The 10,777-nt window shown below is 38.5% G+C and carries 11 protein-coding genes and 1 tRNA gene; all 12 read right to left on the bottom strand.

All coding sequences use genetic code 11. The annotated features are described in order from the left end of the window. The coding region (locus ACRCJ0_RS06390; protein ID WP_431389929.1) for an isocitrate/isopropylmalate family dehydrogenase at positions 1-502 on the bottom strand (502 nt) is incomplete at its 3' end. Positions 503-554: 52 nt separating this feature from the next. Beyond that, positions 555-1,871, bottom strand: a complete 1,317-nt coding sequence (locus tag ACRCJ0_RS06385) for a CitMHS family transporter (protein ID WP_271735870.1) — start codon at positions 1,869-1,871, stop codon at positions 555-557. Positions 1,872-2,119: 248 nt separating this feature from the next. Then, entirely contained in the window at positions 2,120-2,755 is a 636-nt protein-coding gene (locus ACRCJ0_RS06380; protein WP_270370904.1) for an AAA family ATPase, read from the bottom strand. Positions 2,756-2,758: 3 nt separating this feature from the next. Continuing rightward, positions 2,759-3,628: a class II fructose-bisphosphate aldolase gene (locus ACRCJ0_RS06375; RefSeq protein WP_270370905.1), complete on the bottom strand. Its 870-nt coding sequence runs from the start codon at positions 3,626-3,628 to the stop codon at positions 2,759-2,761. Positions 3,629-3,642: 14 nt separating this feature from the next. After that, on the bottom strand, positions 3,643-4,020 hold the full coding sequence (locus tag ACRCJ0_RS06370; RefSeq protein WP_270370906.1) for a tetratricopeptide repeat protein: 378 nt from the start codon (positions 4,018-4,020) through the stop codon (positions 3,643-3,645). 18 nt (positions 4,021-4,038) lie between these two features. Continuing rightward, on the bottom strand, positions 4,039-5,322 hold the full coding sequence (locus ACRCJ0_RS06365) for a PTS sugar transporter subunit IIC (protein WP_270370907.1): 1,284 nt from the start codon (positions 5,320-5,322) through the stop codon (positions 4,039-4,041). A 15-nt stretch (positions 5,323-5,337) separates the two neighbouring features. Continuing rightward, on the bottom strand, positions 5,338-5,646 hold the full coding sequence (locus tag ACRCJ0_RS06360) for a PTS sugar transporter subunit IIB (protein ID WP_270370908.1): 309 nt from the start codon (positions 5,644-5,646) through the stop codon (positions 5,338-5,340). A 1-nt stretch (position 5,647) separates the two neighbouring features. Then, positions 5,648-7,732 (bottom strand): BglG family transcription antiterminator, encoded by a 2,085-nt coding sequence (locus ACRCJ0_RS06355; RefSeq protein ID WP_431389928.1) that lies wholly within the window; start codon positions 7,730-7,732, stop codon positions 5,648-5,650. Between the two features lie 174 nt (positions 7,733-7,906). Continuing rightward, positions 7,907-8,647, bottom strand: coding sequence for an HAD family hydrolase (locus ACRCJ0_RS06350; RefSeq protein WP_431389926.1), 741 nt, complete (start codon positions 8,645-8,647; stop codon positions 7,907-7,909). A 107-nt stretch (positions 8,648-8,754) separates the two neighbouring features. Continuing rightward, positions 8,755-9,816 (bottom strand): glycosyltransferase family 4 protein, encoded by a 1,062-nt coding sequence (locus tag ACRCJ0_RS06345; protein ID WP_431383719.1) that lies wholly within the window; start codon positions 9,814-9,816, stop codon positions 8,755-8,757. A gap of 6 nt (positions 9,817-9,822) precedes the next feature. Further along, positions 9,823-10,425 carry a TVP38/TMEM64 family protein gene (locus tag ACRCJ0_RS06340; protein WP_016898051.1) on the bottom strand — a complete coding sequence of 201 codons (603 nt, stop codon included), beginning with the start codon at positions 10,423-10,425 and terminating at the stop codon, positions 9,823-9,825. Positions 10,426-10,702: 277 nt separating this feature from the next. Then, positions 10,703-10,776 (bottom strand) — tRNA-Pro (locus ACRCJ0_RS06335). Between the last annotated feature and the right edge of the window lies 1 nt (position 10,777).

Genomic DNA, 10,777 nt, shown 5'->3' with positions numbered 1-10,777 from the left:
CCGTCTTGCGGTCATTAGCTACGGCATACTCAAAAGCTGCTGTAACAATCCGTTCTGTTGCCTTTCTAGTGATAATTTTGATGGAATGGGCTTCGTCAGGTGAAATTTGCGCTTCAACACCCGCGTATAAATCTTCTGTATTCTCCCGGAATAAGACGATGTCCACATCCCGGTGTATGGCTGGAATTTGGCCTAATACGCGGATTGGACGGATGTTTGTATGTAATTGATAATGTTTTCTAAGCGATACATTGACCGATCTGAAACCCTCACCTATTGGCGTTGCAACGGGCCCTTTCAAGGCAACCTTGTGTGTATCGATGGCGTCGTAAACAGCTTTGGGAATCAGTTCACCCGTGGCATCAATGGCGTCTTGGCCAGCGACCACTTCATCCCAAGCAATTGGACTGCCTAGGGCTTTTGCCACTTGTTTGACAACTTGTGTAATTTCTTTTCCAATCCCGTCCCCAGGAATTAAGGCGATTGTATGTGTATTCGTCATGAAATCCACTCCTTTTAAAGTCGATAATATAATAGCTTTAATTGATTCATCATTATTGTAAAATGGGTAACAAACCAAAGATGGCAGCAGTAATCACGTAGACAATGAAAATCCCAAGTGATACGACCAAACCTTTTTTCTGCCAGTCGCCCCATTCCACGCCGGTTAAACCAAGTAGTACGTATGAGAAAGGCACTAATGGGCTGAACAAGTGGAAAGATTGACCGATTAGAGACGCAAATGTCAGTTGTAACGGGGTAAATCCGTAAGCATAGCCGGCTTCTGACAAGATAGGCATCATGCCGTAGTAGAAGGCATCGTTATGTAGGAAATAAGTACCTGGCGCTGAAATAATGGCTACGATTAGACCGTAGAAACCACTTAACGACTCAGGGATGATAGCGATTAGGGATGTGGCGATGGCATCTGACATACCGGTCGCGTTTAAAATCCCCATGAAAATACCGGCACCAAATACGGTCATAACCACCTGGTTGGCTTCAGATGCGTTGCTGTCAATTCGCGCTTTTTGGTCTTTAGGATTAGGATAGTTGACTAGTAAGGTGATCACTGTACCTAACATAAAGATAATCGCTGAAGGCACAGACCCTTCAACCAATAAGGCAATGGCTACAAGGACGATAATTGAGTTGATCCAGACATTTTTAGGTCGACGTAATTCAAGGGTTTCTGGGTCGTCGATGACCATCATGGCCTGCATTTCTTGTTCAGACAAGTTGACCACACCAAGCGTCTTCCGTTCTTGTAAACCAAAAACCCAAGCGATGATAAACATATAAATCAAACCAGCTACCATCATCGGTACTAAACCACGCATAACATCATTGGTTTCAACCCCCATAACAGCGATAGCACGGGCAGTTGGACCACCCCAAGGTAGTAAGTTGACTATTGAGTGCGACGTCATGGTTAAAACAGCTAGGTTTAGCATGGACATATTTAGTTTCTTGTAAATTGGCACCATAGCGGTACAGACAATGATCATAGTCGCCGTCCCGTCACCATTTAAGGAGACCGCGGCAGTTAAGGCAACAGTTGCCAAGGCGACTTTTAAGGGGTCCCCTTTGGCAAAACGAATCATCGCGTTAGACAAGGGATCGAATAGACCTGCGTCAATCATGATGGTAAACATATATATTGCGAAGAATAGCATAATCCCGGTAGATGATGTGGTCCCCAAGCCATCCATAGCCGCTTGACCAATATCAATTTGCCACAAATTAAGGACTTGTCCAATTATCGCCCATAACAGTGGCAAGAATACCAAACCAATGAAGGGTGACATCTTCTTACGCATAATAACAAACATGAAAATAACAATCAGGGCGTACCCCATAAATGCAATCATTAAAAAACACCTCTTACTTTCTCATCATTTTATATGTGTTTTATCATGTGCTAAATACAATCAATTGTCAATGAAATTTCCGCAAAAATACAAAACGTGTTACGTTATCTTACATACTATGATAGTTATGTTTTATTAGGTGCCAAATAAAAAAGCCAACAAAATATAGGCTTTTGCTGGCTTTCTCAAAAATCGAATCGTTCACATCAAATTTTGGTTTTATGATAAAATTAAAAATACTTTATAACTTATGTGTACTTTTTAGAATTATAAATTTTAATTCGTTTACTTTTCAAATAGTCAATGACCTCTGAGTAGTCGACGATGTCATAGTTTGTAACGTCAAATTCAAACAAATCACCCAAATGAAAATGATTGTAATCACGTTGATCAATAATCTCTGCAAATTCAGATTTAGTTATTAAGTCAGTTGCGCTACCGCGATCCAGCAACGTATCCCCATAATGATACTTGTCCATTATCAAACTCAAATGCCTACCATGCTCTAAATCACGCTTTCTCCTTCTTTCCCAAAGGACCTCAAAATCTGCTACAAGCCTAATCGTTACACAACCATAGTCATATTGATTTGATAATTTTTGAAGGTGTGCTTTTTGTTTGTCGGAAAAGGGGTACTCAATCACTACAAAACGCTTCCCCAACCTCATGAACAAGTCCATCGCTTCATAAAACAATTTCCATGCTTTACCTTCAAGTCGCTTCTTTTCATCAGAATCATTAAATCCTATATTTTCAGCTAGATTAATTTTGAATTCATCTGGTGATAAAACAACCATATCTGATAGCGACTCTTTTAAAATATCTACAAGATAAGATTTTCCTGTAGCTGGAGGTCCTGCAATTATCAGCAACGTTTTTTCCATAAATTAACCCTTCTCCGCTACCAATGGTGTGTCGACATTCATGAATAAACTGATTTTATGTTTTACAATCTCCTTAACTTTAGTGTTAGCTGGAACGATATTATTTCGGAGTGAAGAGTCCACTTTAGTCGTGCCAAATGAATCTTTAGCTGCTTGAGTCCAATTCACTAATAACTCTGTACCTACATTAAATTTCCGGATACCATTATTAATTAAATCAGGATAATCTTCTTCCTTAACACCTGTACCGCCATGCACAACCAATGGCGTATCCACTAATTTATGAATTTCTTTTAGTAAAGGGATATTCACATTTGTTTTAGAAGTATATTGACCGTGGTTTGTACCAATAGCGACCGCTAGTGCATCTACACCCGTTGCTTCAACGAACAAGGCAGCATCTTCAGGATTTGTATAAGCTGTTTCTTCAACAGATACCGTCACGCCTTCTTCTGTACCACCTATAATACCCAACTCACCCTCAACTGAAACACCTCGTTCATGTGCATATTGTACAATTGCCCGTGTTTTCAAAATATTCTCTTTGAATGGTAAATCTGAACCATCAAACATTACACTAGAATATCCTGCTTCAATTGCGGCTTTAATTTCTTCTAAATCTTTTGCATGGTCTAAGTGTAGTGTCACGTCAACCATTTCCTCATCAGCTAAGGTTTTAATCACTGAGACTAATACATTGTAGCCAATATATTTAGCCGTACCGATACTTGTTTGGATAATAATTGGACTCCCTAGTTCTTTGGCTGCTCGAATCATATCTGGCAACATTTCTAAATTGTGAGCATTAAAGGCACCTACGGTAAAGTTAAATTCTTCTGCGATTTCAGTAATTTGTTTTAAATTTAAATACATATTTTCACCAATCCTTATCCAATTGAATGTTTTCTAGCGATTTGTCTTAATTCATCCATTTTATTCATGTAGTAATCAATACCTTCACCGTCACCTTGTTTAGCTGAAGTAGATCTTTTGGCATTATAAAGGGACATCAATTTTTTATACCCTTCTCCTACTGCAGGTTTGATTTCCAAACTCTTCTCGAAATTCTCAATGGCCGCATCTTCGTCCTTTATGCGCTCGTAAAGAAGGCCTCTGCGTTCATAAAATTTTTCATCTTGAAATTGATTACTTTGATTTAGCTCTTCGATTTCTTTTTTCACTTCTGCAATTTCTTCAGCACTCAATTGAACTTCTTCAACTTCGGCTATATTCGTATTGGCTTTCTTTTTTCCAAATCCAAACACAATAGTCCCCCTTTGTTTCTAAAACGCTTTCATTAATGGTCCTAATACCCATGCATAAAGTAAAGCTGCAACAACAGTATCCACATCGGTCGCCGTTGCATTTACAAACCCTATAGAGGTAAAGACCGTTACTAACAAGGCTGGTAACAAGGTGATGAAGAACCCATGTGCAATACCACCAATAATTGCACCTCTGCGTCCACCAACTGCATTACCAAAGATACCAGCAGTACCACCTGCAAAGAAGTTTGTTAAGATCCCTGGTAAAATCATTGCTAACCCAAAAATCGGTAGGACAAACATAGCTAGAACTGTTCCGATGGTTGTGGTAATAAATCCTAAAATTACAGCATTAGGTGAATAAGGGAAGAATACGGGGCAATCTAGTGCAGGTTTAGCATCCGGAACTAGTTTCATCGCGATACCTCTAAAGGCTGGGACGATTTCGCCTAATAGCAGTCTAACCCCTGCCAACAAGACATAAACCCCAACTACAAACTGAATGGATTGAATAAAGGCGAACATAATGTAGTTTTGATCACCATATTCACCAATTCCTGGTCCAGCGAAGAGTGCAGTCACAATATACAATGGCACCATAACCACCATTAATGACAAGTATGTATCTTGTAGAAATTCAAACGAACTTGGCAATTCCATATCTTCGATAGAATTTTTATCTTCACCTTTTTGCCCAAATAACTTAGCCACGCCAGCTTCAAATAAATAACCAATAGTACAAAAATGCCCTAAAGCAATATCATCACTACCTGTAACTTTACGAATAATTGGCTGAGCCATTGCCGGCATCGCCACTGCGAACACACCACCAACAAATCCTCCTACTATAATCAACACAATCCCTCTAAGACCTGCAACATAACCGAATACGGTGGTCATAGTGGCCATCCAAAGCAACGCCTGACCTGTAAGGAAGATATATTTCCACTTGGTAAATCGGGCAATTAGAATATTAAAAACAAAGATTGCTAGAAAAGTTAAGGCAATCTCACTACCCAGTCCCATCTCATTCATCGCTTGCCCGTTTACCGCCTCGATGGATGGAATAATCCCATGCATGTTAAAGCCTGCTGTGAAAATTTCCCCAAAATAAGTCAAACTGGATACGATAATGCTCGATCCTGCACTTAAGACTTGGAAGCCTAACAAGGTTTTAAATGTACCCGAGATTACCTGTCCCATTGATTTTCTTTGTAAAATCAGCCCGAGCATTGCAATTAATGAAATCGTAATCGACGCTTGAGTCAAAATGTTGTCGACAATAAAATTTATAACTTGCATAGGTTTGTCTCCTCTCTAGATGAAACCTTTTTCTTTTAAAACAGGAATTAATTTTTCTTCAATTTCTTGTTTTGAAACAATGTTCTTTAAGTAAATGATTGGTGTCATCTCTTGGTCGATATCAAATTTTTGAAATTGTTTTTCAAAGTTTGAGGCTGTAATAATTACATCAGCTTTAGAAGAAGCTGCGGTTGAAATATCCACATGATCTAATTTAGAATTGACATTATACTTATTCAACACATCTTCAGCTGACATTTGCGCTGCAAAACTACTACCCAATCCCGCACCACACACAAACAAAATTTCAACTTTCTTGCCCATATTAGCTCTCTCCTTCATTCAACAAAATCGTTTTTAGATTCTCTATACTAGTTGCCTTGGAAATTTGATCAATTTTATCAGGATGATTTATTAAATTGATAATCTCCTTCATGATTTTTAGATGGGAATGGGAATCTATTGCAGATAAACAGAAAATTAACTTAACAGGATCGTGTTCACTATTGCCAAAATCAACACCCTCATTCAAAGTTAATATACTTAATCCCACTTGATTTGCACCGTCTTCTGGTCGTGCGTGCGCTAATGCGAATTGAGGTGCTAGAACAATATACGGTCCAAATTCATGAACACTTTCGATCATCGCATCGATATAAGATTCTTCAATGACGCCTTTTTCTAATAAAGGAAGTGAAACAACCCTTATTGCATCTTCCCAATTAGCCACTTCTTTTTGAATTTGAATATCAGAATTCATTAGAATGTCTTTTATCATAGGTTGCAGCTCCTTTTCATTTGTATGTAGACCATGCTTCAAGAAAACCTCCTCCAACTTTTCATAATTAGCCGCGGTCAGAACACCCTGCTCATCCGTAATTATGCCTAGTATGCTTTGAAACATTTCCGTATAATCTTTTTCTTGGACCCTTAATCGTCGCTTATCACGATTCACCATTAAAAATTGATTGATTAGCCCTTTAACACTATCTGTTATGATAGGTTCCAATTTTAAGAACGGACGAAAATCAACAACTATATCAACTGTGGAAAAGATTAAATCAATATCTAGTTTCTTCAAAACATCAATATCTACAGAACTAAAAACACCTATAATTTCGATATTAAATAATTCTTTCAAGTTCTCAGCTAACAATTTACCCGTAGCAACGCCATGATTACATATGACAGCTGCCCTATACCAATATTGATTCTCTTGATTAATGACACTTAATGATGCTGAAAAATGAATTGTTAAATATGCAATTTCATCCTCTGTAATTTGAATAAAGTGCTCATTTTCTAAATTTTCAAAAAATAGTTTAATCGCTGCAAATATATCAGCATAAGTTTTCTTAATCGTAATTGTAAGTGGGTTGCTCAGGTGAATTTGATTATTCAGTCGAAGAACCATCCCTTTTAGGTGGTTATAAATCCCAGAATGTAACACTGATTCATTTTGACTAAATGGAATTCGTGTATTATTTTCGACTGAGTTAATCATTTGAATTGTTAAAATTTGTAGTTCCATCCAATTTTCAGCTCGATGTTCATCATCTTCACTAATAAGGGATTCCAGGACAAAGATTATATATTTTTGTTCTTCATCTGATATCGCTATTTCAAATTCTTCACCCATAGCATTCAGGTATTTATAGAATTTGCTAGATGTCACAGCATCATAATTTTGATCAAACTCTTCATGTGCAACTATAAATCCCTGCTTCAACCTCTTAATCCAAATGGATAATAGTAGCATTGAATTTTGTCTATAGTTTTCTCCAATCGGATTCCAAATATCGCGCTGAAATATCTTTTCTATCTCACAGTAAATATCTGGCTCAATATACCCATTCACAATATGCGATAAATTGGTTGTAGAATCGTTTAAATATCTCAAGTCATAAGTATTTTTATTAATCAGGGAGTAAATCATCGTACGTATCGCACGTTCTTTACCCTTTAGAACCATCCCCACTTTCGGCGTACTGATAATTTCAATATTATAGTCTGTAAGAAAGGCTCGAATACTTCTCATATCCTCGTCCATCGTACTTTTAGAAACGCTATAAAATTCCTGTTTCCTATAGAGATACGTTGGTTGTTTATCCAAAGCGATTGACAACACTAAATCCAATATCCGTTCATCTTTACTGTAGTAATCTATCCTCATATGCAATAAATCGTTTATTTTATCTCTTTCCACTTCCGAAAAATTTACTGATAACCCCTTACCCCGAATACTTTCAACAGTAGTTAGGTCGTTTTCCTGCAAAAATTCATTAATCACCTCAATCTCATTTCTGATAGTTCTGGTTGTCACATCAAACTCATCAGAAAGGTAATCAAACGTGAGGGGTAAATTGGATCTATCTATCTTTTTTAGAATTTCTATTGATCTATCTTTCATATTTACCTCCTTGAATACATAATAATAGCGCTTACATTTTTATGTTAGTAGATATTTCTTCATTTTAAAATTGAAAAAAACTAATCCGTAGAATTAAAACGGTCTATTTTATTATATTTAAGTACAAAAAGATACCTTCAAAAAACAAAGGTATCCATCATCACTCTATTAATATTATCGCGTAACCATCTCACCAGTTAGCGTGTTCAACAAAGTCCGCATTTCTAGGAAGTCATCTGTTGTACAGGTGGCTACTGTGTTTGGGACTTCTGTTTTACTGTAGTGAATGACTTGCCATCCGGCTTGTATCGCCCCTTCGATATCATTTTGGTAGTCGTCACCGACGAACAAGATTTCTTGAGGTGCAACATTTAAATCAGCAGCAATGGCGTCAAATACCTTGCGTTGTGGTTTTGACCCGCCCATACTTTCTGAAATATACCATTTATCCCGGTCGATCAATTGGTCGACGCCTAGGTTGGCCAATTTGTCGATTTGAGCCTCTGTCGTTCCGTTTGTTAAGACAAATAAGGTCATCCCTTTAGATAAGGCTGCTTCCATCAAGGCTACTAAGTCTTCGCTCAAACTTAATTGTTCTTGATAGTGGTTTTTCAGTTGGTTGAACTCTATAGCAGTTGCTTGGTCAATTTCATGACCGAAATGGGCGTAGGTTTCAATGACCCGGTCGTTTTTGAAGGCAGCTTCTGTCTTTTTGCCAGCCATAAAGGCTTGATATTCTTGCTCGGAGAATTCAGCGTAGACTTGATTGAAGGTCTCAAAATCAACGTCTAAATGGTGGTCTGTCGCCTGCATATCTCGATAGGTTTCCTCATAGATGGTTAATCGGTTATACAAGGTATCGTCTAAATCAAATCCAATTGCTTTCATATCTATCCCCTTTTCAATCATTTTCATATGATAACAAATAGCGGCCTTAAACGCACATATTACGAAAAAAGACGGCCCTAGTCTGTTGTTAGACTGGACCGTCAATTTATCTGCATTTTTTGTGGATTTTGTCATTATCTTTTAAAATTTGAAAAAAGGATTTTGCTGAGTTTCTTATCGCCTTGCATTTCAAGCTGACAGGCACCGGCATATTGGTACTCATAAATGTACTGCTGGCCAATATTTTGAATACTTTTTAAGCTGGCTTGTTGGTAACCATTTTCACTAAGACTCGCTAAATCACCGTCTAAAAGTCCTTCTAATTGCACTTTAAAATCTTCAAGTGCATTGGCTTTATAAACATCTCGGTCAGCTTTTAAATAATCAAAGACAGGTAAATCAGATACAATCGTGTTCACCTTGCTGGCTAATGCTTCAAGTAAGACGATCCCTTCTGTTTCCTCGTGCGTCATGAATAAATAGACATCTGCCATTTGATAGGCAACGCGGACCTGGTCACGGGGGATATAGCCGGCAAAAATTAAGTTGGGCAACTTGGTGGCGATGGCCTTTTTGACTTCTTTAGGCAAGGTATAAGGATTTGAATAGCCAAACCAAATAAAGTTAACCTCTGGCATTTGCTTGGCCAACTCGACAAATTCGATAATCCCCTTACGCTCAATTTGTAGACCCACTGAAATGGCTACTTTCTGGTCCGGGCGCAGATTAAACCGCGCCCTCATGTTGGCCACTTCTTCTTGGCTAGCTTGCCAATAAGCTAGGTCAATCCCGTTTGAGATGACATGGATTGGTTTATCGATATCGTATTTTTCAAGTAAGTTTTTAGCATACTGACTTGGCGTTAGAATCAGGTCTGCCGAGTTGTAGCAGGTGTTGAGCCAGTATTTAAAACCAAGCGACGCTTGGTTAGAAAATGTGTAGGAATTCTTGAAATCCTCCATAGTTGAGTGAGCATGGTAGATGACAGGTTTACCAGCGGCTTTTGCCTTTTTGGCAACGACAAGGGAATGCGGAAAGACGGTATTGATATGAACCATGTCGAAGTCATCCTTGTAATTGGTTGTATAGGCAATGCCCGCAGATTCAAGGGCCATTTCCTGGTGCAACTGGGCGCGTCCTACCCCACTTTGTTGAATTGATTTCTTCATATCACTGTGCAATAAAATTTTCATCATAGACTCCTATATCCACTTACTCACTAATTCAACTAAAAAGATAGTTGAATAGGAATAAATCAAAATGGTAACGGGTTTCCCCAATGCCAAGACTTGAACGAAACGTGACAGAGACAAATTCGTTAAACCAGCCACATAGCAAATTACATCAGCCGGCATAAAGGGCAAGATCAAACCTAAAATCAAGACCCGTTTAAAGCCCGACCGGTCATCCAGCCAACTTAAGGCCTTATTATAGTACTTGTCTCCCACTAGCATATGGACCAAACTTCGGCCATACTTGCGGGCTAAGTAGAAGTTGAATATGGACCCTAAGAAAATGGGCATCAAGTTCCAAATAAAGCCCCAGACATCCCCAAACATATATACACCAAGCGGGATGGTAATCGAACCAGGTATGACGGGCACAACGGTTTGGATAAATTGAATCACCACAAACATCAGCGGTGCGGCAATCCCAAAGTGGCCCATAAACCTTAAAAAGGCCACCTTATCCGTCAACAAACCATTCCGCCATGCCCAAACAATAAAGATTACAGTAGCAACCGTACCCACAACATTCAGTAAATGAATCAATCGCTGTACGAATTGTTTACGATGCATATCCATAGCCAATCTCCCCTCAATAGTCTACGCTATTGTCTGAAATATTAATCACCTTTAGTATAACGCATTTCTTTAATTTGTATTGTAAACTTTTTATAAGTTAGAATCATAGGTCCAAAGCACCATTATAGATACAGAAAATAAAAAAAGGCGCAAGCATCCAGGCTAAGATAGGAAGGTTGAATCCCACTCCTGTCTGAACGCCATGTCTCGCACCTTTTTAAAAATACACGAAATTTAAAAATAAAAAAAAGATAGCCCTATTGAGCTACCCCATTAGTCGGGAAAACAGGATTCGAACCTGCGACCCCTTGGTCCCAAACCAAGTGCTCTACCAAGCTGAGCTATTTCCCGC

This window comes from Aerococcus sp. L_32 (assembly GCF_050689315.1).
The sequence above is the reverse complement of the archived record's forward strand: the minus strand, read 5'-3'. Positions and strand labels throughout refer to the sequence as shown.